We start from the raw sequence: 21,104 nt of genomic DNA on the forward strand, positions 1-21,104 counted from the left end.
TGAATCGCGATACTGCTGACTTGAACGGGACGGTATCTCGCACGCCTGATTTGCAAAATCTACTCAACGACCAGTCGCGTCTGATGCAAGCGGCAACGGCAGCGGGGGAAGCTGTGGCGCGTGATATCGGGACGTATGCGGATAGGAAGGCGAACGAGGCACGTGCTCTGGCGGCGAAGACCGATGATCCCGCGTTGAAGGCTCAGTACTTACAGGACGCGAAGAACTGGTCCGAAGGCGGCGACTACCGCGCAACGATGCACGCAGCAGGCGGTGCGCTGGTGGCGGGTCTTGGGGGCGGTAATGCGCTTGGCGGTGCGTTGGGTGCGGGCCTGACGTCAAAACTTGGCGCAGTGCTGAATGACTTGAGCGACGAAATCAGAAGCCGCCGCCCGACGGGGAATGAGGATATCGATGAAGCACTTGGGCAGATCGTGGCGACAGGCGTGGGGACTGCGTTGGGTGCTGTGGCAGGGGGTACGTCCGGGGCAGTGACTGGGTTCAATGCGGATCGGTTTAATCGGCAGTTGAATTTCGAAGATCGAAGGCTCGCGCGACACATTGCGGAAAAAAGCGATGGCCGGTACACGCAAAGTCAGGTGGAATACCAACTGCGACTCATGGGGATTTCGTACCCTGATGGTAGGACTGTGCCGCCGGGCGTCGCAGAAGAGTTGAACGGACGAACTCCAACCGATCCGGGCGCGGCATGGATCGACACGGGACTGACAAACGCAAACGGCATTCCACTAGTTGTCCAGTCGTTACCCGAAGTCAATCAAGAGTTGCAGGCCTTCATCATGGCGAACTACGACTCCGCAACTCCGGGCCAGGTCCCTAGCGGCGCTAGATATTTACCCAATCCAATCGCTCCTAGCATTCGGGACACGGTGGCAAACACTGCGGACGGCGTGTCGACGGCGGCGGGGCGGTTTGCAGCAATAAGTGCGACTGGGGCTTCAATATCATCACCTTATGCCCCCGGACTGGCTACAGCAGCGTATATCGGGACAGCAACAGCCATGATCGCGGATGCGGTAGTGCAGATCGTGAAACCCAATCCCGGGCAGTACGTTTCTAAAGGGGTTGTTGGGTTGATTGCCGGAAACCTGACGGATCGGAGGCCCGGGCTAGGTCTCGCAATAAACGAGGCCGGCAGTATGTTTAACGACAGTACCGTCGGTCAGCAAGTGCAGAAGGCTTTGAACCAATACTGGTCGACCTTCGCAGAATCCTGGAGTGACAACAATGAAAATCCGACTCATTGAAGACGGGAATTTTACTCAGTGGGTTCGCACGATCCTGCTAGTTGCTGGCCTATTGCTAATGATCATCACATACGTATACATACCTGCCGCCCCGTTTGGCGGCTTTCTGCTGATTCTCGGGTTTGGTATTGCCGCATTTGGGGGACTATCAAGCCGAGCACATCTCTCGAACATAAAGCCCTTCGGAAACAACAACGCAAAAGCACGAAGGACCTATGAAAAAATGGCGAACGAGAAAGACAAAGTTCGACGATGAATTTGCCCCTGTGCCACCGGACGCCGCCTCACACTAAGATCGATGAATCGGTCCTACGCGTGAACTCGCGTGGCGAGCGGTACTTCAACGCGCTGTTAGGGGTGTGGGACATGGAATTTCGCCCGACTATGTAACGACAGGGCGGTCTCAAGAGTCAAGTGCAACGTTGAGCTAACCCAGCCGTTCCCAATTCCTTGGCCATTGCTTCCTCGGGTGTGTCCCAGCCGAGCGGCTGACGCGGGCGTCCATTGAGTAATTTGGCAATGTCGTTGAGCTGGGTCTGGCTGACGTTTGAGAGATCCATGCCCTTTCGCAGCAAGCCGTTGATATTCTCGTTGCTGCCGCGCTGCCAGGGCGCGTACGGATCGGCAAACAAGACATCGAGATTCAACCGGTTGGACAGCTTAATTTCCAGTTTCAAGTGCAACGCCCTACATCGTTCGCGGTGTTGCACTTGAAACTGGAGACTAAGCAGTGCCGCCTACGCAGGATCTGCACGAGCTGCTCAATGACCGATCACGCCTAATCCAGGCCGCAACGGCAGTGGGTCAGGCCATGGCGCGCCACATCGGGACGTAGGCGGACAAGAAGGCGGATGAGGCGCGAAAGCTCGCCAATAAGACCCGTGACCCTGCGTTGAAGGCGCGGTACTTGCAAGAGGCGGGGCATGGGTCATTGGCGCCCGTAGCGATACTCCACGCGCTGCTATGTTTTCCGCGCAATGATCCGACGAGTTGTCTTACCGGATGAAAGACTCTCCTTTTGCTCGTCTAGAACGATAACGTCGTTACGCAAGGCGCCAAGAACCAGCAGCGGATCAAAGGCGGCATAGAGCCGTCGATGCTCATCTCGTCGGTCGTCACCCACGGTGACTCGCCAGCTCAGATACAGCGTTCCGCCGGGTTCGATGATGTCCATGAGCTTTCGCACCGAAGGCGCAATAAGATCAGCCTCCAAGTGCATGATGACCGTCTCGCACAGCACGTTGACGAAACTGCCGGACGCGACGCCCTCAAGCTCCGGCAGCGCGGCGACTTGGAACTGGGCGGCTGGATAGCGCTTTTGCGCTTCTGCCAGCAAACCCTTCGACGGGTCGAAGCCCACGGCCGGGAAACCATTCGAGGATAACCAGGCGACGTCGCGCCCGCTGCCGCATCCAACGTCGGCCGTCCGCCCTGGACGGAAGTACTTCCGTATGAGCGCGTGCAAGTCCGCTGCCGGTGGCTGCGCATGCCAGTCGTTTGCGAACGTGGCGGAATTCCGGTCGTAGGCGTGAAGCGTTTTGATATCCATAGCTGCTATGCACCGAGTGGATGTTTTATGTCGAGTGCCTGCTCGACTGAAAACAGGCGGTCAAATCGCGCCTGCACAATGTTCGTCGCATGAACCGTCAGCGACGTCGACCAAGGTCCGCCGGGCATTCGCCGTGATCGCGCGGATCAGTGGGTCATACAAAGCCGCCGGCACGTCGTGGCCCATGCCGTCAACAAGCAGAAGCTCCGCACCTGCGATGTGCTCGGCGACGTCGCGGCCACAGTCAGGGGGGATCATCGGGTCATCGCTCCCGTGCACGACCAGCGTCGGCGCCACCACTCGGGCCAGCACAGGCCGCAAACTGCCAGTGGCGGCAATGGCCGCGATCTGCCGTCCCATGCAGCCCGGATCCAGAGGGTGCATGAGTTCGGCCTGCAGCACCGCCCGATGAGCGGCCTCGTTCAACGGGAATCCCTTGCCGGCAATGCGCCGCGCAAATGCCATTCCATGCGCCAGAAACGCGGCCTCGTCCACCCGTGGGTCCGGCGCAGCATGCATCAGCATCGCCATCACATCCGGTGCAGTCGCCGGCAGGCCAGGATGGCCCGTACTCGACATGATCGACACCAGCGACAGCACGCGCTCAGCATGTGCGCTGGCCAACAACTGCGCCACCATGCCGCCCATGGACCGCCCGACGACGTGGGCGTAAGTGATGCCAAGAACGTCCAGCAGCGCGATGGCATCGGCAGCCAGGTCGTGCAACGTGTACGGCACGACCGGCACGCGGCCAGCGGCGAGGTCCGCCGCCAGCACGCCGACGTCGGGTGCGGGCGCGCGGGAGAGATGCGTGGATTCACCCGCGTCACGGTTGTCGAATCGAATGACGTAAAAGCCTTGAGCCGCCAACCGCTCGCAGAACGGTTCCGTCCAGCGCAAACGCTGCACACCCAGGCCCGAGATCAACAGCATGGCTTCGTTGCGCTCAGCGCCAAAGCAGTCGTAACCCAAGGTAAGGCCATTGGCCTGAAGCGTGCTCATGCCGCTATTCCCAACGACAAATCAGTCAGTGGCAGTAGCCGCGAGTCCTCGATGGCTGCTGTGCGGTGGCCAATGCCCGCGAGATAGGCCTCGTGCTGCGCGAATGCAAGGAAGGCCTCCACGCTGCGCTGCCGCACCAGCATGACAAGGTCCCAGCGCTCCCACTCTGGTCCGATCAGCCACGGACCGCCTCGTCCCAGTAACTGAAGCTCGCCGCCGCTGTCGCGAAGGAAAGGAAGCGTATGTCGAATGTAGCGGTCGAAGGCCTCGGCGCCGCTAATGGGCGCAACGGGCGCCAGTTCGGGGTTAGCAGTGTAGTCGGCCACCTCACGCAAGCACAGCAGGTTCGGCATGACGATGCCCCCCGCCAGACCGCGCATGACAAACTCGCGGCCGGCTTGCTGCGTGGGTGCCAGATAGCGAATGGACGCCGTCATGCCGGCACCTCGACATCGCTGCATGCCAACTGCAACGCGTAGGCCCGTACGTCCGGTGGCCATGCAGCGGTGAGCTCGCTCATGCGAGGCCGGTCGCCAGCAAACAGCGCCCGTGTGGCCTCCTCGAAGCCAGGTAGGTCGCCAGCCATCGCAGACATGAAGTGGTAGGCCCGCTCCTGCGCGTGACGCTGATTGTCCCTAGCGGAGTTGACGCGGCGGGCCTCCTCGACGAGCTTGCGCAGCGTAGTCGAGGCGCCGCCCGGCTGGGTGGCCAACCACTCCCAGTGGCGGGCCAACAGCGTAACCTCGCGTGCCACAACGCCAAGACGCGGCCGACCGCGGCCCCTGCGCTCGGCCGGCACCACGGGCTCCGCTTCGGTGCATGGCACGTCTGCTGCCGGTGCCAATGCGACCAGCCGCGCGACGATATCGGCATCAGAGCCGCGCGTATCTATATCGACGACTCGACCTGTCGCGTCGTCGAACACCAGTAAAGGTCCGTCGGCCCTGCGATCCTCAGCGCGGCGGACTGCGAGGGCGTTGTCGAGCAAAGGCCCGGAAGCGATGCGCTGATGCCCATCAAAGCTTGTGAAGGTGGCGGAATTCGTGTTCATTCCGGAATAATACCCGGATAAAATTTGATGTCAATATTACCCGGGTATAAATCAATCCGAAGCTACATCCCATCGCCGGGGAGGGTGGCTCGATATTGTCGTCGTTGCATTCATTACATCGGTTACGTTCGTTACGACATCAGATGGCAGGTGCGAACCCATTTGCGATTACGCTTCGGGTTTGCGTCCGCCCCGCTTCATCGCGATGCGGAACCGTCCTCTGTATGTTGTTCGCCCCTTGGACCGACCATCGATGACCAAACACCCCCTCACCCGTTGCGCCGCGCTCGCGGCCATGGCCGCCATCAGTTGGATGGCGTTCAGCGTCCATGGCTACGCCGCCGAATCCAGTGCCGCAGTACCGGCCGATCCCCGGCAAGCCGAAATCAAATCGCTTGTCGACAAGACCATTACCCCGCTCATGGCCCGCCAGAACGTTCCGGGCATGACCGTCGGCGTCGTCTTCGACGGGCACACCTACGTCTTCGCCTACGGCGTAGCTGACAAAGCCACCAAAAAGCCCGTAACGGCCAACACGCTCTTCGAAATCGGCTCCGTCAGCAAGACGTTCACCGCAACGCTTGCCGCCTACGCGCAAACCACCGGCGCACTCTCGCTCACGGACAAGACCAGCCGCTTCGTGCCCGAACTCACAGACACCCCGTTCGGCGACGTGAAGCTGCTGAACCTCGGCACGCACACCACCGGCGGCATGCCGCTTCAAGTGCCCGGCAATATCCGCAGCACCGACCAGATCCTTCAGTACTTCAAAACGTGGAAGCCCGCGCAACCGACCGGCACCGTGCGCACCTATTCGAATGTGAGCATCGGCGCGCTTGGCTGGATCACCGCGCGCGCAATGCATGGCGACTTCGCCACACTCGTCACCGACCATGTCTTCAAACCGCTGGACATGAAGCACACCTTCATCCGCGTGCCCGAAGATCAGATGGCCAATTACGCATGGGGTTATGGCAAGGATGGCAAGCCAATTCGCGTCACGCCGGGTGTGTTCGAACAGGAGGCGTACGGTGTGAAAACCACCGCGAGCGACTTGCTGCGATTCGTGCAAGCCAACCTCGGAACTCCGGTACGTGACGACTCGCTACAACACGCCATCCACGCCACGCACACCGGCTATTTCTTCGACAAGCCGATGACTCAGGATCTGGTCTGGGAACAGTATCCCTACCCGGTAGGTGTCGACGCGCTGCTCGAAGGCAACTCGAACCACATGGCGTACGAACCGACGCCTGCGCATGAACTCTCACCCCCCATGGCGCCGACGCCCGTCGTCTGGATCAACAAGACGGGTTCCACGAACGGTTTCGGCGCCTATGTCGCTTTCGTACCGTCGAAGCAGATGGGCATCGTGCTGCTGGCGAACAAGAACTATTCGATGGACGAACGCATCCGCGCGGCGCATCACATCCTGACGACGCTCGACGGCACCGCGCGCACCGCTGCCGCGTCACGAGAGTGAGATTCTCGGGCGCGCTCTAACGCTTCATCGTTACGCCAACGATGAAGTCCGCTCTACCGTTTGCCGTGAGCCTTGCAATCACCGTCGCGACGTCATTCGTCGCGACGGCGACCGTAATGACGGCAGCGTCGGCAACGACGCCATTCGGACGCCACGCCCACGGCGCTCGCAAGGGCCGCGCAAACGCAACGTCCAAACCCCGGCGCACTACCGCCCGAAGACCTGCTCAAGCGCCGCCGCCATATCGTCGATCAGATCCTGCGGGTCTTCCAGACCGATATGCAGCCGCACGATCGGCCCAGCCGACGTCCAGTCTTCACACGTCCGCGTGCCGGCAACGTTCACGACCGTCGCCAGACTCTCGAATCCGCCCCATGACGCACCGATGCCAAACAGCTCGAGCGCGTCGACGAAGCGATCCGCCTGCGCTGTCGTGGCGTTGGCAAACTCAAAGGAGATCAAGCCGTTCGTGCCGACGCAATCGCGTTGCCACAACGCGTGTCCCGGATGCGTTGGCAGCGCCGGGCAAAACACACGCGCAACGTCAGGAACGCCGCCAAGCCAATGCGCCACTTCCAGCGCATGACGCTCGTGCATCTGCAAGCGCGCCGCCAGCGTACGCGTGCCGCGCAACACCAGATACGCGTCGTCCGGACTCACCGCCGCGCCTTGCGCGTCGGCCATCGTGGAGAGCGTCTGCCAGACGTCCTGCGTCGTGGTCACAGTGCCCATCATGACGTCGGAATGGCCACTCAGGTACTTCGTCGCCGCCATGACCGAGACGTCCGCCCCCAACATCAACGGACGGTACTGCACCCCCGAACCCCACGTGTTGTCCGCCACCAGCAGCGCACCATGCCGATGCGCCAGATCGGCCAGCGCCGGAAGATCGCACAACTCATAGACGAGCGAGCCCGGCGTCTCCACATAGATCATCTTCGTGCGGGCGGTCATGAACTCCGCGGCGTCGCTGCCGTCCGCGCGGAAGTAGGTGACGTGTACCCCCCACGGCTTAAGAAACGTCTCCACGAAATGCCGCAGCGGCTGATACACACAGTCCGAAATCAAGACATGGTCGCCCGGGCGCACATAGGCGAGAAACACCATGGAGATGGCTGCAAGGCCCGTCGGAAAAAGCCGCGTGCGATACCCGCCCTCCAGCTCGGCGACAACATCTTCCAGCGCAAAGCCGGTCGGATTGCCGCGCGCGCCGTAGGTAAACATGCGCTCGGTGCCGCGACGGCGGCGCGCGTCGTTCATGTCGTCCATCGTGTCGAACAGCACGGTGGACGCACGCACCACCGGCGGGTTGACGGCGTGACCGCCAACGACAGCGGTATGCGTGCCGCCCTTGACTAGGCGGGTAGCGAGACGTTTGGGGGACGATTGTCGGGACATGAGCGGACCGAGGTTGATTGCAATTCGAACGATTCTGGTAATACGACGTGACGTGCGCCGCACGGCGCACGCCAACGGTGAAGCTTACTTCGCGACGGCGGACTCCCCCACACGGAAAGCACCGCGCTCACGTTCATCGAGCTGCGCGAGCAGTCCCGTCTCCCATGCCAGATACTGGCGTGCGGCGGCCTTGTTGCCGTCGTGACGATCATGCACGAAGAACAGGTAGTCGATGCATTCGATGTCAGCAGGCACGTCGGGCGTACTCTCGACCGGCTGACCGGCCGCCGTCCACGCCTTGAAGCCGCCTGCAAGCAGCGAAAACGAACGCATGTCACCGGAATTCGCTCGCTGCCAGTCGCCCGCGAACAATTCAGCGACGTCACGCTCATCCGCGACCAACACCACGTTACGCGATACCGGCAGCAACGGCAGACGCGGGCGAATCGCCCACTGCGCCCCCGGCACATGCTCGCGCCGATAGCTCATGCTCGAACGCACATCGACGACCGTCACGCTGCCGTCGGCCAGCGCGGCAGCCAGCGTGGCGGCATCGATCTCGGGTAACGTCGGCTCGACGGCGGGGGCGGACACCGTCATCGATACCCCACTGGCGAGTCCGTCACGCAACACGTAGGCGTCGTGGCCCAACTGACGCAGCCAGCTCGCCACGATAGGCGCGCGAATACCGTCGTTGTCGAACAACACCAGCCGTGCATGGCGCACGCCCACGTATTGATCCGTCGCCTGAATCAACTGCCCCCCCGGCGTGTGCTGCGCGCCCGGCAGCGTCCCGGCGGCGAATTCCTCCGGCGTGCGCACATCGCACAGGAACAACGTGCGCGACGTGTCCGCTGCCCATTGCGCGAATCTCTCCGCGTCCACTTCGGGCACCGCGAAGCGCTCGGCCAGCGCGCCGCTCGCCTCACGCATCTGCGCCACGCTCGACGGCGCCACCGTGTCCGGATAGCGGCGCGTGCTGCCGTGCTCCAGCGGCAGGTCTTCCAGATACCACCCCTGCGTGCCGTTCTCCAGCGCCATCACCGGGTTGGGAATGCCGAGGTTGATGAGCGTCTGCGCGCCGATGATGCTGCGCGTACGTCCCGCACAGTTCACCACGATAGGCGTCGTGGTGTCGGGCACCAGATCGCGAATCCGATAGCCGAGTTCGCCGTTCGGACAGCAGATCGACGTCGGAATCGTCATCTTCAGATACTCGCTCACGGGACGACCGTCCAGAATCACTACGTCGTCGCCGCGCTCGCGCATTGCCGCGAGTTCGCGCGCCGTCACGCGCGGCGTGTGATACGCCATCTCCACCAGCTCGCCGAACGTCTTCGACGGTACGTTCACCCCGGCAAACAACGCGTAACCCGCCTTTTGCCAGGCTTCGGTTCCGCCTTCGAGCACGTACACATCGGTGTAGCCCAGTGCGGCCAGACGCTGCGCCGCCTGCACGGCCACGCTCGCGTCGGTGTCGTAAAGCACTACGCGGGCGTCGCGTCGCGGGGCGAGCCGCACAATCTCGAGTTCGAGGCGGCTGTAGGGCAGCGTTACGCCATAGAAGAGGTGTGCTTCGCCGTACTGGCCATGCTCGCGAACGTCGAACACGGCGATCTCGGCGCCGTCGTGCAGCCATTCCTTGAGAAGGACGGACGGCACGAATTGAGGAGTAAACGAAGTCATAGCGTTGCGTCGGTTATCAGGTTCCGCCCGGCCATTGCCAAAGCGTAGGGATGAGCAGACCCGCACCGCCCGGCAGGGCGATGTGATGCGGGGTGGCGCGAAGGACATTCGCGCCGTGAGGGTTTTGCCGCCGGTCGCTCCCGGCGGTCGGTGCCGCGTTAGCGGCGCGTCTTCACGCCGATATCCATCACCTGATAGGTGCCGCTGGCGAGATCGAAGGTGACGCGCTCGGTGAGCGTCTCCAACGCACGACCGTACATGTGCAGGTGACGAATCGGCGCCTCGCCCTTGATCTCGACGGCATGAATGTCTTCCGATGCCAGTGCGATGCCGCTGCCCGGATCGACCACAACGGTGTCACTCACTTCCAACGTGCCGACGCCAGGCGTCTTGCCGTCGTCGGTACGACGGTAGACGTAGTTGTATTCAACGCCATCCACCGCCGCGATGCAGGCCCACGTGGTGTGGTTGTGCGGCGTGATCTTCTTGCCCGGACGCATGACGTTCAGATACAGGGCGTAGGTCTTGTCCGCATCTTCGTGAATCAGATAGCGCGCCTGCAGTTCGCCGTCGCTCGGCGGCGGGAAATCGGCTTCGTCCCACAATGCGCGGCGCGCGGCGAGTGCTTTGACCTGTTCGAGCACGGCCGCTAACGCGGGGCGTGTCTCGCCCGCAGGCGCGAGCGCCGCCTTCATGGCAGCAATGGCATCACCGACGGCGGCCTGGCGTTGTTCGGAAACGGTGGGCATGGACATGATGAAAGTCTTCTCCGTAGTACCTTGTTTTGCGATATGCCCCGTTGGGGCGATGTCATATAGTCGTGTGCGCGGTGTCGTCGGACGTACGTCAGGCGGGCACGGCGTCACGCGGCACGCCGAGCATCGGTGACGGACGCAGAACGTCCTGCAGGAAACGCTGCGCGCGCGCGTGCTTCGGCTGGCTGAAGAACTCCGCCGGCGGCGCGTCTTCGATCAACTGGCCCTGATCCATGAACCAGACGCGGCTCGATACGTCGCGCGCGAAACCCATCTCGTGCGTCACGATCATCATCGTCAGACCGTCGTCTGCCAGCGAACGCATGACCTGCAAGACCTCTTGCACCATCTCCGGATCGAGCGCGCTTGTCGGTTCGTCGAACAACATGAGCGGCGGCTTCATGGCGAGCGCGCGGGCAATGGCCACGCGTTGCTGTTGACCGCCCGAGAGATTCGCCGGCATCGCGTCGATCTTGTGGGCGAGGCCAACCTTGGCGAGCAGCGTCTCGGCCTGTGCCACGGCCTCGTCGCGCGACATGCCAAGTACCTTGGTCGGCCCGAGCATCAGGTTCTGACGCACCGAGAGGTTCTGAAACAAATTGAAGCTCTGGAACACGAAGCCGATGCGTGCGCGCAACTGATTGAGCTTGACGTCGCGCGCGGTGACATCCATTCCTTCAAAGAGGATGCGGCCGTTTTGAATGGCTTCGAGCCGCGTGACGGTACGAATCAGCGTCGACTTGCCTGAACCTGACGGCCCACACACGACGACGACTTCACCGCGCCCGATGGTGGCATCGATCCCCTTGAGCACATGATGATCGCCGTAATACTTATCGACATTCTCGAATGCGAGCATGGTCATGGTCGCGTTCTCCTTCTTGAATCCTGCGCTCACGCCAACCCCGCGCGCTGACGGGCGATACGACGCTCGAGCCAGCCAGCGAAACGCGAAATGGCGAAACACAACACGAAATAGAATGCTGCGAGCACGAGAAACGTCTGCAGCGGTTTGGTCAGCACGATCGTATTGACCTGCGCGGCCGAGTACGTCAGTTCAGGCACCCCGATCACGTAGGCGAGCGATGTCGCCTTGATGATCGACACGAACTGGTTGACGATCGACGGCAACATGTTCGCGAGCGCCTGCGGCAATTGCACGTAACGCATGCTTTGCAGCCACGATAGTCCATTCGAGCGCGCCGCCTCCATCTGGCCGCGCGGCAATCCTTCGAGTCCGGCGCGCACGATCTGCGACAGGAAGGCGCTCTCATAAACGATGATGGCGCACACGGCAGTCGTGAATGCAGATACCTCGGCACCCACGAGCAACGGCACGGCGAAGTACGCCCAGAAGATAATCATCAGCAGCGGAATCCCGCGCACGAGCCGCGTCCAGACACCGGCCGTGCGGCGCAGCCAGCGCAATGGCGAGACTTGCGCCATGCCGATCGCCACCGAAATCGGGAACGACATCACCAGCCCGAGCGCCGAGAGAATGAGCGTGATCGCCACACCCCCGAGCGGACCGTTGGGCCAGCTCCCGACGAGGAACAGCGCGAGATAGTCATGCAGAATCTCATACATCGTCTCAGACTCCCGAGGGCGCCGTACGGCGCTTGGCGAAGTGCTCGGAGAGCGCCATCAAGGCGAGCGTGCCGATCAGATACAGAATCGTCGCCACCAGAAACACGTCGAACGTGCGGAAGGTCAGGTTGTCGATCTGACGCGTGCGGTACAGCAGCTCGTGCACCCCGATGGCCATCGCCAGCGAGCTGTTCTTGAAGAGCAGCAGCGCCTGGTTGAGCAACGCGGGCATGGCCACGCGAATGCCCTGCGGCAGAATGACGTAACGGAACGACTGCAAATAGGTCAGCCCGATGGACCACGCAGCCTCCTGCTGCGTCTGCGGAATCGAGCGCAGCCCGGAGCGCAGGTCTTCCGAGATGAACGCACCGGCGTTGAGCGCCAGCGCGATCGTCGCAAAGAAGAACTCGGTGTTGCCCGCGTTGACCCAATCGCGCAGGCCTGCGGGCAGCAGTTGCGGCACGCCGAAGTACCACACGAGAATCTGCACCAGCACCGGCACGTTGCGGTGATATTCCACCACGACGATCACAAAGCCCTTGAACAGCTTGACCGGCAGGGCGCGCAACGTGGTGAGCGCCACGCCCACCACGATGGCCAACAGACCCGAGACCACGAACAGTTGGAGCGTGGTCAGCACCCCGTCGCGAAACAGCTTCAGGTAGCCGTCTTCGAGCAGAAACGAAAGATCGAACATGACGCAACGTCTCGCTTACTGCACCTTGATGGGCTCGACCTTGTAGTCGCGCGTGAACTTGTAGACCGATTTGTTGCCCAGCCACTTGTCGAAGCTTTCCTGCAAACCGTTCGACTTGTCATAGTCGATCAGGATCTTGTTCACGGCGGCCATCAGGGCGGGCTCGTTCTTGTTCGTCACGACACCCCAACGCTCTTCGAATACCGGCTTGGTGAGCAGTCGATACTGTTGGCCGCCCTTGGCGGCAGCTTCGCTGGCGAAGCGCGCCAGAATCAGTTGGCCCGCCACCAGACCTTCCACCTTGCCCTGCTGCAGCGCGAGGAACGCCGAGGAGATGTCGTGGAACGTAAGCAGGTTCGAGTCGGGCAGACGGGTGACCGACACCGCTGCCGAACTGGAACCCTCGGACGCTGCGATCTTCTTGCCGGCGAGTTGATCGAGCGTCTGCACCGGCGAGTCGGCGCGCACCAACACGCGAATGGGCGCGACGAAGTATTGATCGCTGAAGTCGACCTGTGCGGCACGCGCCGGCATCCACGCGACGGCGGCAGCCAGCACGTCGACGCGATGCGTCTTGAGTTCCGGGATACGTGCGTCGGTCGACAGTGCGCGGTGTTCGAGCTTCACGCCGAGTCCCTTCGCGAGCGCATGGCACACGTCGACGTCGAACCCGACGATCTTGCGCGTGGCGGCATCGGGGAACGCGTACGGCTCGCTGGCGTTTTGCGTGCCGCAAACGAGCGTGCCGCGCGCCTTGATGTCAGCCAGTTGGTCGGCATGCGCGATGCCTGTCACGGCAAGTGTCGCGAGCAGCGCCGCTGCAATGTGTCGTTGCCACATGATCCTGAGTCTCCTTGAGTTCGACTTGAGGGGCGAATCGATTAACGCGGGACCGGTCAGCGCCGGGTTCCGTCCATTTACATAAATATTGCTTGAGTGTCAGGCAGGTTATCGACCAAAATTCCCCAGATCAATTTAATTTTTATCTCGAAAGTATTAGCGCGCCTGAAGTATTGACCGGAACCCTCATGCGAAACCTGGATATCGATCTGTTGCGTACGTTCGTCGCCATTGCGCAACATGAGACCTTTGCTGCGGCGGCCACGCGGGTGGGACGCACACAGTCCGCCATTACCCAGCAGATGCAGCGGCTCGAGCAGGAGATGGGGTGCGCGCTATTCGAGAAGCAAGGGCGGCAGAAGGCGATGACTGCCGATGGCGTGCGTCTCGTCGCCTACGCGAACAAGATCCTCGCGCTCAACGATCAGGCCGTTCAGGTCATGCAAACGCGCGGGCCGGTGGAGAAGTTGCGCATCGGCTCGCCGCACGACGTAGCCGATTCGATTTTGCCGAGCATGCTGCGACGACTGTCGAAGCTCTCGGCGGAATTGCAGTTGGAGATCATCGTCGGACGCAGCCCGCATTTGATGGACGCTTTGCGCGACAAGGCGCTGGATCTGGCAATCTCGACGCGCTATGACGAAGCCTTTCCCGGCATCAAGCTGCGCACGTCGCCGATGGTGTGGATCTGTGCAGACGACTTCATCTTCAACTCGGCGGCGCCCGTGCCGCTGGTGATGGCCGACGAGCTGAGCCTGTTTCGCCGCTTGTCGATCGAACGCCTCAACGCGGCGGGCATTGCGTGGCGCACCAGCTTTATCTCGCCGACGCTCACCGGCATCCGGGCGGCGATCAGCGCAGGCCTCGGCGTCACGGCCCGCACCACCGAGTTGCTCGACGCGAACATGCGCGTGCTCTCCGAAGCAGACGGCCTGCCGCGCCTGCCCGACGTTGCGTTCTATCTGTACGTGCAGCCGACATGCACGAGTCAGGTGTTACGCGAACTGTTCGAATCGACGGAGCACATCGCCACCCGCTTCGGCCCGCCCTTTCTGATCGGCGAGTAATCGTTGGCGAACGCGTAGCGACGGCATCGCGGTGCAACTGTGTCCGGCTTCGGCAAACGCGCCCCGACGATGCCTGGCAGTCCAGCCGTCACATGTCTGCGCGGCGTTCCTTCCGAATCAAGGCTTGAAGAAGAGATGGGCCGCGCCTTGATAGCTGACATACAGCCCGACGAGAACGATCAGCCCACCCGAGATGTACGGCGCCTTGCGCGCGAAGTCGCCGAAGCCGCTCCATCGGCGCGACATGTGACGCACGCTGAGCGCCGCCAAGGCACCGGATGCGACCATCGTCAACGCGAGCCCGATGCTGAAGCACAACACGAGTCCCGCTCCCAACGCGAAGCGCTTCAGTTGCAGGCAGAGCAGCAACACCGTGATCGACGCCGGACACGGTACAAGTCCGCCGGTCAGTCCGAACATGACGATTTGCCCCGTCGTGACATCGCGGCCCGTGAAGCGCTTCTGGATGTCCCGGGCATGGGCTCGCTCGTGCGCGTCCTGATAACCCTCGGCGGCGAGTTCGAGGCCGGCATTCGTGTGCGGCGCGTGGCCATGGCTATGGCCGTGATCGTGGTCGTGGTCGTGGTCGTGGCCGTGATCGTGATCGTGATCGTGGCCGTGGCCGTGGCCGTGATCGTGGTCGTGGTCATGCTCGTGCGAATGCGCCCGCTTGTTGTCGCGCCACGTGCGCCAGAGCATCCAGCCCGCGACGGCAAGAATCAATATGCCCGACGCCAACTGAAAATATGGCTCGGTGGCTTCGGCATCCCAGTGCCGTCCGAAGTACAGTCCGGTAAGCGCCACGAGCCACACCACTGCCGTGTGAGACGCCGTCGCCGACAGGCCGAGCAAAACCGCTTGCCCCACCGTGCCGCGAATGGCGACGATGAATGCCGCCATCATTGTCTTGGAGTGCCCCGGCTCCAGGCCGTGCAATGCACCGAGCAATACGGCACTAGGGATGAACAGCCAGGCATTGCCCTGCTGAAGGAGGGTCGAAAACTCGGTCATGACGCAACACTCAATGGGTCGGAAGTTGAACGCAGAATATACTCCCCCCTAGTATATTTGTGTTAGCATTTTTCACCAGTTGAACGTTACAGCCAGGAGCGCGACAGACCGTGCACACGATTCGGGACAAGAACAAATTGTTGGCACGGGTGCGTCGCATACAGGGTCAGGCGCAGGCGTTGGAGCGTTTGTTGAGCGAGGAGAGCGACTGCGTCGAGATTCTCCAGCAGATCGCTGCCATTCGCGGGGCAGTCAATGGCTTGATGGGCGCGGTCATCGAAGGCCATCTCGTCGATCACCTCGTCAACGAAGCCGAGCAGGAAAATCGCGAAGCCGAGCTGGCGCCCGTGCTTCACGTCATCAAGGCCTATCTGAAGTAGCCATCACGTTCCTATGCTTCGCTTCGAGAATCTCACCCAGCGCTTCGGCGCCTTCACGCTCTTCGAGAATCTGAGTTTGCACGCCGGGCGCGGATGCTTCGCCTTGCGCGACGAAGGTGGCGGTGGCAAGACCACGCTGCTCGGCATGCTCGCCGGCACCGTCGATCCGCAGGGCGGTAAGGTCTGGATCGATGGGCACAGCATGCACGATGCCCCCGCGGCCGCGAAGGCATCGCTCGCTGTGGTGCCGTTCGACTGCCTCGCCGATCCGTCGCAGACCGGGCGCGGATTTCTCGAACGGCGCGCTATCGAAACGCATACGGCGATCAGCGCCGAGGTACTCGATCTGGCTGCACGATTCGGTCTGACGCCGCATATGGAAAAGCGTTTCGACCAGATGTCGCTCGGCACTCGCCGCAAGTTCTATCTGAGCGCGACGCAGTTCGGCACGCCGCGCGTGATCCTCGCCGATGAGCCGAGTGGCGGTCTCGATGCCGGCTCCCGCGCGGTGCTGATCGACTTGTTCACGAGCCTCGGCAAGGATCGCTGCGTTTTCTTCTCGACCCACGACGACGAGTTGGCCGACGGTTGTCATGCGACAACGCTCGGCTTCCCCGACCTCACCCGCGCCAGCGCGGCTTGATTATCGTTTCGCATTCCAATGCGCCGCCGGGCGCAAGTGCCCTCATTCGTCTATCGGTTCGATGACGGGATACGGCCGTTGAAGCACGATACACGCGCATTGATCTGTGCTCATTAAAGTTACGACCTCATTTGGCCGTAAGCGCAGAGAGTGAAGCAGCAATGTATCGATGCGACAGCATCGGCAGTACCGGCTACCCCCAAGCCGCCCCCTAATCAACGGCTCGTTCGCGAGCCTACCGATGAAAGCCCATGAAAGTCACTTCGTTGCGAACCCGGATTCTGCTCATCACCAGCCTGACGGTGGTGGGCGCGCTGATTCTCTCAGGCATCACGACTTATGTGATCGTGCGCGACAGCATGATGTCGAGCATTGCGCACACGCTCTCTGCCGTGGCCAATGGCAATGCAAGCGCCATCGAGCGCTGGGCCGCCGACAAGGCGCAAGCGGTCGTCGCGACATCGCAGGTCGTTGAGAAAGGGGATCCGGGCGGACTCGTGAAGCTCATGGGCAAGACAAACGACTTCCCGATCACGAGCATCGGCTGGTCGGACAAAACGTTTTTCTCCACCGCGCCCACGCCGCCGGACTACGATCCGACCGCGCGTCCCTGGTACCAGAGCGCCGTCGCGGCCGGCAAGCTGATCGTCACCAAGCCGTACGGCGATTCGTCCACGGGCATTCCTTACGTGGCCTTCACGGCCCCGCTCGTGCGCGACGGGCAGACTACCGGCGCGATCAGCGGCGCTGTGGCGCTCACCGGTGTGCAGGACATCATCAAGGCGGTCCATCCCACCCCATCGAGTCTCGCCCTGGTTGTTGCGAGCGACGGCCAGGTGATCGCGCACCCGGACAGTAAGTTCTCGCTCAAGCCGTCGACGGACGTGGCCGCCACGCTCACCGCCGACTCGCTGCCGGGGCTCGCGGCCGACAACGCGGCACCGGTCGCCATGGAACTCTCCGGCGCACCTAAGCTGCTCAAGGCCAAGCGCATTCCCGGCACCGACTGGTACCTGGTCGTCGCCCTCGACCGCGCGGAAGCCACGGCCGGACTCACGCATGTGCTGAGCGCGACGGCCATTACACTGGTCGTGCTGACCTTGCTTGCATTGGTCATTGCGTCGCTCTTCACGTCTCGCGCATTCAAGCGTCTGTCGATCGTGCGCGACGCAATGGACACCATCGGCTCGGGTGACGGCGATATGACACAACGACTGAACGTCATCGGCGATGACGAGGTGGCGCAGATCTCCAAGTCGTTCAACGCATTCGTCGACAAGATCAGCACGGTGATGTTCGATGTCCGCTCGGGTGTGTCGTCGATGACCTCGGCCACGAGCGAGATCGAGATGGGCAACCGCGATTTGTCGCAGCGCACGGAGGCGTCGGCGGGGTCGTTGCAGGAGACGTCGTCGGCGCTCACGGAGCTGACGTCCAGCGTCAAGCAGACGGCCGACACCGCCGAGCATGCAACGCGTCTGGCGAACGATGCGAGCGCGGCGGCCGCACGCGGCGGTCAGGTCGTGACCGATGCCGTTGGCACGATGGCGGCGATTACACAATCGTCGGAGCGCATTACGGAGATCATCGGCGTGATTGACGGCATTGCGTTCCAGACCAACATTCTGGCCTTGAACGCGGCGGTGGAAGCGGCGCGCGCGGGCGAGCAGGGCCGCGGCTTTGCGGTGGTGGCGGGCGAAGTTCGCACACTCGCCCAGCGCAGCGCGGCAGCGGCGCAGGAGATCAAGGGGTTGATCGAGACGTCGGTACAAAACGTGAAGAGCGGTACGGAGCGTGTGCAGGCGGCAGGCACGACGATGAACGAGATCGTCGACGGCATTACCCGCGTGCAACGTCTGGTGAGCGAGATCCACGGCGCGATGACCGAGCAGAGCGCGGGGATCAGCCAGATCGACCGTTCGGTTTCGGAAATGGATCAGGCAACGCAACAGAACGCTGCGCTGGTGGAAGAGTCGGCGGCCGCGTCGGCCATGTTGAGCGAGCAGGCCCGCATGCTGGCCGAAACCGTGGCGCGCTTCCGTCTGCGCGACGGGCATCACAACGAACCGCGCGGGTTGAATGCGCCGCACCTGTCGTCACTGTCGACGGCGGGTTCGCCGCAGCGACTGGCGGCTTGAACGCGTGAGACAGTCGAGTCCTGAGCGATCTTGCGGCGGGCGCGCAGCGAGCGACGTCTCGCAACGCGGTCGGCGCAAGATCGGCGAATAGGAGGAGCGGGAAGGGTGGGAAGCGTACAAAGCGTGGGTGAAGCGTTCACAAATTTGAAATTTCCCGCTACAATCTCGCTCCCTTGCCCAGGTGGCGGAATTGGTAGACGCACTATCTTGAGGGGGTAGCGCCGAGAGGCGTGCGGGTTCGAGTCCCGCCCTGGGCACCACAACTGCCTTATCCGGCAGAGCTTTCCCGGTTGTTTGGCGTAATTTTGGCGTAATGGCATGGCACCTTGCCACAATTTCGCCGTAGATCACTGGGCGGTGGAACTTTAGCCCCCTCCATGCGAGACTGCGCAACGTCTTGCACATCCTGCTGCACGGCGGCCCCGCCCTCACAAAAAAAATCATTCAACGGCCCGATTGGCCAAAACTGCCGTGCTCACTCCGTTGGAACGTGATTTGCGTGGAAGGCGCTCGCAGCTCGCCCCCATAAATCATCGAACATAGCCTCTTGATCTCGGCCGTTGTGCCGACGCAGCCGAATACTTACTCCCGGCACATCCTCCATGAACAGATCACTCGATATGCTCGACAGCTCGTCCATTTCGTCTGCTCGCATTTCCTTGGGCACCGGGTACCGTCCCTCCCACCAGACATGAATTGAGAGATATCGGAGATAACGCTTATCGTCGTCAGAAAGCTGAGCGCCACCACGGTCAGCCAGAAGGCTAAGTTCGTGAGTTTCCGGCACTTTGAGGCCTTTAGCCACACAGATAGCCTTATACATAAGCTCCAACGCCATACCGCAAAGCATTGGCATCACTGACGCTGCAGCTACTTCGTAGGAATATCCGCTCTCCCCCCCATCCATCTCATCCTGATGACGTATCGCAAAGCGGAGCGCGTGGATAACGCCCCACAGGTCCTGTGACTTATTGAACCAGTACATTGGGATGCGCTTTCGGCGCTCGAAGTGATTTACCGACATTTTTGGTAGCTTTCAATCGCCCATTTAAGATATGTGCTCCTCTCGCTAGCGATTCGGAGTTCTCTTCACTCAAAGAATAGTCAGAAATTTTTTTATAACCCCGAACTCTAGAAGAGATTACGTGTGTCGAACTGGCAAGCCTCACGCCATAATTTTTCGGCCAACGAATGCCTAGAAATCAAGCACAACCAATACATCGTTGATCCCTTGCTGTTTCGCACGGGATACATCGTCTCACAAACTCTCATCCCAACTTGCTCCACCATATCCCTCCAGTGGCGGATGAACGCATTGCGCATTGCCACCTTTGAGCTCTGCTTCTTGACAACGCGACGCCAACCCGGCGCAAAATTATCCAGAGGCGATTGCTCTGCATCTAGGCCAGCCGCAATATTGCGTTGAATATCTCCTGTGCTTAGGTGGACGACTATGTCCATAGCCGGCATCGCAGAGAGTTTTTCAATGATGGCGAAATGAAGATGCCCGGCATTGAACGGATCAAGCAGCGCGAGGTGCAACCCGCTCCTGAGCAACTGCGGCATGATCCAATCGATGGTCTCATCTGCCCGCCCGACTATTGACCTAACGGGTGCCCCCAGCTTGGTCAAGCGAGCATCGCAGGCAGATAAGTATTCTCGGTTGAAATCGGCGACGAAGAAATCGGAGAAGGTCCCCCGCTTTTGTTGAGCGATTCGCCAAGCAGCAAGTGGCCCTCCGTCGAAAAATCTCTGCGTATGCTTCACTTTAACGCGTCCAGTCCCGGCGAATAGATCGATGTAAGTTCTTTGACTCGTGAATTTCTGTCGAGCGGCCCACGAAGCATCTATGTATCTTTTGATAATTTGATGCTTTTCTTCAGTAACCCAGCGACCCACAACCATAGCTGGAAGATCATCAATCGGATCTCGCACAATTTCCGCGTCTACACTCATGTGGCTCTCCCTTTGATTTCATTGCATACACGAGAGAAACGACATTACATTACTTTTGGGCTTAAGTCCGGGTTTGTTCAAACGGTGGGTAGTGATCTTGTTGCACACAAGATCGCGCTTTGTTCCAGATGAGCATCCTAGGTGGGGCAAATTTAGTGTTTCGGGACACAGCACTCATCAGGTCCTCGCCGACCTGACCTGCCCGGGAAATTTCGTACCAAAGGAATCTGGAGATAATGGCTCCTCAGCTCAGACGAGGAGTTGGTATGAAGAAGAGCCGGCACAGTGACGAGCAGATCGTGCGAATTCTGCGTGAAGCGGATCGAGATACGATCCCCGAGGTGGCCAAGCGCAATGGCGTGAGCGAAGCGTCGATTTACGCCTGGCGCAAACGGTTCGGCGAGATGGTCAGCGATGACGTTAGACGCCTCAAAGCGCTCGAAGCGGAGAATGTCAGGCTGAAGACGTTGGTCGCCGACCAAGCATTGGACATTCAGATCTTGAAGGAGATCGGCGCAAAAAAATGGTGAGCGCGCAGGTTCGCTGCGAGCAAGTCCGGTTTGCAGTCGAACGGGGCTTGAGCCAACGGCGAG

Annotated in this window: 22 protein-coding genes, 1 tRNA gene and 1 pseudogene; 9 read left to right on the plus strand and 15 right to left on the minus strand. The window is 61.2% G+C overall.

The features are described from left to right. Together ACE3UG_RS21225 and ACE3UG_RS21230 are read left to right on the plus strand one after the other, a co-directional pair. Positions 1-1,268: hypothetical protein (locus tag ACE3UG_RS21225; protein WP_374627637.1), on the plus strand; the 1,268-nt coding region annotated here is incomplete at its 5' end. Further along, on the plus strand, positions 1,249-1,524 hold the full coding sequence (locus ACE3UG_RS21230; protein ID WP_374627639.1) for a hypothetical protein: 276 nt from the start codon (positions 1,249-1,251) through the stop codon (positions 1,522-1,524). The genes ACE3UG_RS21225 and ACE3UG_RS21230, both read left to right, overlap by 20 nt. Before the next feature lie 154 nt (positions 1,525-1,678). Here ACE3UG_RS21230 and ACE3UG_RS21235 read toward each other — a convergent pair. The 5 genes and pseudogenes from ACE3UG_RS21235 to ACE3UG_RS21255 form a co-directional block, all read right to left on the minus strand. Continuing rightward, a pseudogene (locus ACE3UG_RS21235) lies at positions 1,679-1,930 on the minus strand (transposase); the annotation flags it as partial. Positions 1,931-2,229: 299 nt separating this feature from the next. Then, positions 2,230-2,817, minus strand: a complete 588-nt coding sequence (locus ACE3UG_RS21240; protein ID WP_374627641.1) for a class I SAM-dependent methyltransferase — start codon at positions 2,815-2,817, stop codon at positions 2,230-2,232. A gap of 60 nt (positions 2,818-2,877) precedes the next feature. Beyond that, positions 2,878-3,819, minus strand: a complete 942-nt coding sequence (locus tag ACE3UG_RS21245) for an alpha/beta fold hydrolase (protein WP_374627643.1) — start codon at positions 3,817-3,819, stop codon at positions 2,878-2,880. Beyond that, positions 3,816-4,256, minus strand: a complete 441-nt coding sequence (locus ACE3UG_RS21250) for a DUF1330 domain-containing protein (RefSeq protein ID WP_374627645.1) — start codon at positions 4,254-4,256, stop codon at positions 3,816-3,818. Before ACE3UG_RS21250 ends, ACE3UG_RS21245 begins: the two co-directional genes overlap by 4 nt. Continuing rightward, the gene (locus ACE3UG_RS21255; RefSeq protein ID WP_374627647.1) at positions 4,253-4,870 is read right to left on the minus strand and encodes a DUF2239 family protein; all 618 of its coding nucleotides are present in this window, start codon (positions 4,868-4,870) and stop codon (positions 4,253-4,255) included. The genes ACE3UG_RS21250 and ACE3UG_RS21255 overlap by 4 nt, the downstream gene beginning before the upstream one ends. A 253-nt stretch (positions 4,871-5,123) precedes the next feature. On the opposite strand from ACE3UG_RS21255, the gene blaPNC reads away from it, so the two are divergent. Next, entirely contained in the window at positions 5,124-6,353 is a 1,230-nt protein-coding gene (gene blaPNC, locus ACE3UG_RS21260) for a PNC family class C beta-lactamase (protein ID WP_374627649.1), read from the plus strand. 207 nt (positions 6,354-6,560) lie between these two features. Here the strand turns inward: blaPNC and metC are convergent, their stop codons facing one another. From metC to ACE3UG_RS21295, 7 genes are all read right to left on the minus strand, one after another. After that, entirely contained in the window at positions 6,561-7,751 is a 1,191-nt protein-coding gene (gene metC, locus ACE3UG_RS21265; RefSeq protein ID WP_374627651.1) for a cystathionine beta-lyase, read from the minus strand. An 84-nt stretch (positions 7,752-7,835) separates the two neighbouring features. Continuing rightward, complete coding sequence (locus ACE3UG_RS21270) at positions 7,836-9,437, minus strand: rhodanese-like domain-containing protein (protein ID WP_374627653.1); 1,602 nt, start codon at positions 9,435-9,437, stop codon at positions 7,836-7,838. Between the two features lie 158 nt (positions 9,438-9,595). Then, on the minus strand, positions 9,596-10,186 hold the full coding sequence (locus tag ACE3UG_RS21275; protein ID WP_374627677.1) for a hypothetical protein: 591 nt from the start codon (positions 10,184-10,186) through the stop codon (positions 9,596-9,598). 97 nt (positions 10,187-10,283) lie between these two features. Next, positions 10,284-11,051 carry an amino acid ABC transporter ATP-binding protein gene (locus ACE3UG_RS21280; RefSeq protein WP_374627679.1) on the minus strand — a complete coding sequence of 256 codons (768 nt, stop codon included), beginning with the start codon at positions 11,049-11,051 and terminating at the stop codon, positions 10,284-10,286. A gap of 35 nt (positions 11,052-11,086) precedes the next feature. Then, entirely contained in the window at positions 11,087-11,779 is a 693-nt protein-coding gene (locus ACE3UG_RS21285; RefSeq protein WP_374627655.1) for an amino acid ABC transporter permease, read from the minus strand. 4 nt (positions 11,780-11,783) lie between these two features. Beyond that, positions 11,784-12,476, minus strand: a complete 693-nt coding sequence (locus tag ACE3UG_RS21290) for an amino acid ABC transporter permease (protein WP_374627657.1) — start codon at positions 12,474-12,476, stop codon at positions 11,784-11,786. A gap of 15 nt (positions 12,477-12,491) precedes the next feature. Beyond that, complete coding sequence (locus ACE3UG_RS21295; RefSeq protein ID WP_374627659.1) at positions 12,492-13,316, minus strand: transporter substrate-binding domain-containing protein; 825 nt, start codon at positions 13,314-13,316, stop codon at positions 12,492-12,494. A gap of 188 nt (positions 13,317-13,504) precedes the next feature. On the opposite strand from ACE3UG_RS21295, the gene ACE3UG_RS21300 reads away from it, so the two are divergent. Beyond that, positions 13,505-14,383 carry a LysR substrate-binding domain-containing protein gene (locus tag ACE3UG_RS21300; RefSeq protein ID WP_374627661.1) on the plus strand — a complete coding sequence of 293 codons (879 nt, stop codon included), beginning with the start codon at positions 13,505-13,507 and terminating at the stop codon, positions 14,381-14,383. Positions 14,384-14,500: 117 nt separating this feature from the next. On the opposite strand, the gene ACE3UG_RS21305 is transcribed toward ACE3UG_RS21300, so the two are convergent. Next, positions 14,501-15,394 (minus strand): nickel/cobalt efflux protein RcnA, encoded by an 894-nt coding sequence (locus tag ACE3UG_RS21305; protein ID WP_374627663.1) that lies wholly within the window; start codon positions 15,392-15,394, stop codon positions 14,501-14,503. A 110-nt stretch (positions 15,395-15,504) separates the two neighbouring features. Here ACE3UG_RS21305 and ACE3UG_RS21310 point away from each other — a divergent pair, with 110 nt between their 5' ends. From ACE3UG_RS21310 to ACE3UG_RS21325, 4 genes are all read left to right on the plus strand, one after another. After that, on the plus strand, positions 15,505-15,774 hold the full coding sequence (locus ACE3UG_RS21310; protein WP_374627665.1) for a metal/formaldehyde-sensitive transcriptional repressor: 270 nt from the start codon (positions 15,505-15,507) through the stop codon (positions 15,772-15,774). A gap of 13 nt (positions 15,775-15,787) precedes the next feature. Continuing rightward, positions 15,788-16,417, plus strand: coding sequence for an ATP-binding cassette domain-containing protein (locus tag ACE3UG_RS21315; RefSeq protein ID WP_374627667.1), 630 nt, complete (start codon positions 15,788-15,790; stop codon positions 16,415-16,417). A gap of 251 nt (positions 16,418-16,668) precedes the next feature. Continuing rightward, complete coding sequence (locus tag ACE3UG_RS21320; RefSeq protein WP_374627669.1) at positions 16,669-18,555, plus strand: methyl-accepting chemotaxis protein; 1,887 nt, start codon at positions 16,669-16,671, stop codon at positions 18,553-18,555. Between the two features lie 175 nt (positions 18,556-18,730). Then, positions 18,731-18,815: transfer RNA gene (locus ACE3UG_RS21325), tRNA-Leu, on the plus strand. A gap of 215 nt (positions 18,816-19,030) precedes the next feature. On the opposite strand, the gene ACE3UG_RS21330 is transcribed toward ACE3UG_RS21325, so the two are convergent. Both ACE3UG_RS21330 and ACE3UG_RS21335 read right to left on the minus strand, forming a co-directional pair. Then, the gene (locus ACE3UG_RS21330) at positions 19,031-19,540 is read right to left on the minus strand and encodes a hypothetical protein (protein WP_374627671.1); all 510 of its coding nucleotides are present in this window, start codon (positions 19,538-19,540) and stop codon (positions 19,031-19,033) included. Between the two features lie 146 nt (positions 19,541-19,686). Next, on the minus strand, positions 19,687-20,511 hold the full coding sequence (locus tag ACE3UG_RS21335; protein ID WP_374627673.1) for a three-Cys-motif partner protein TcmP: 825 nt from the start codon (positions 20,509-20,511) through the stop codon (positions 19,687-19,689). Positions 20,512-20,747: 236 nt separating this feature from the next. Between ACE3UG_RS21335 and ACE3UG_RS21340 the strand changes: the two genes are divergently transcribed. Then, entirely contained in the window at positions 20,748-21,041 is a 294-nt protein-coding gene (locus ACE3UG_RS21340; protein ID WP_374627675.1) for a transposase, read from the plus strand. Positions 21,042-21,104: the final 63 nt, after the last annotated feature.

It is taken from the genome of Pandoraea sp., assembly GCF_041919235.1.
Taxonomy (GTDB): Bacteria; Pseudomonadota; Gammaproteobacteria; order Burkholderiales; family Burkholderiaceae; genus Pandoraea.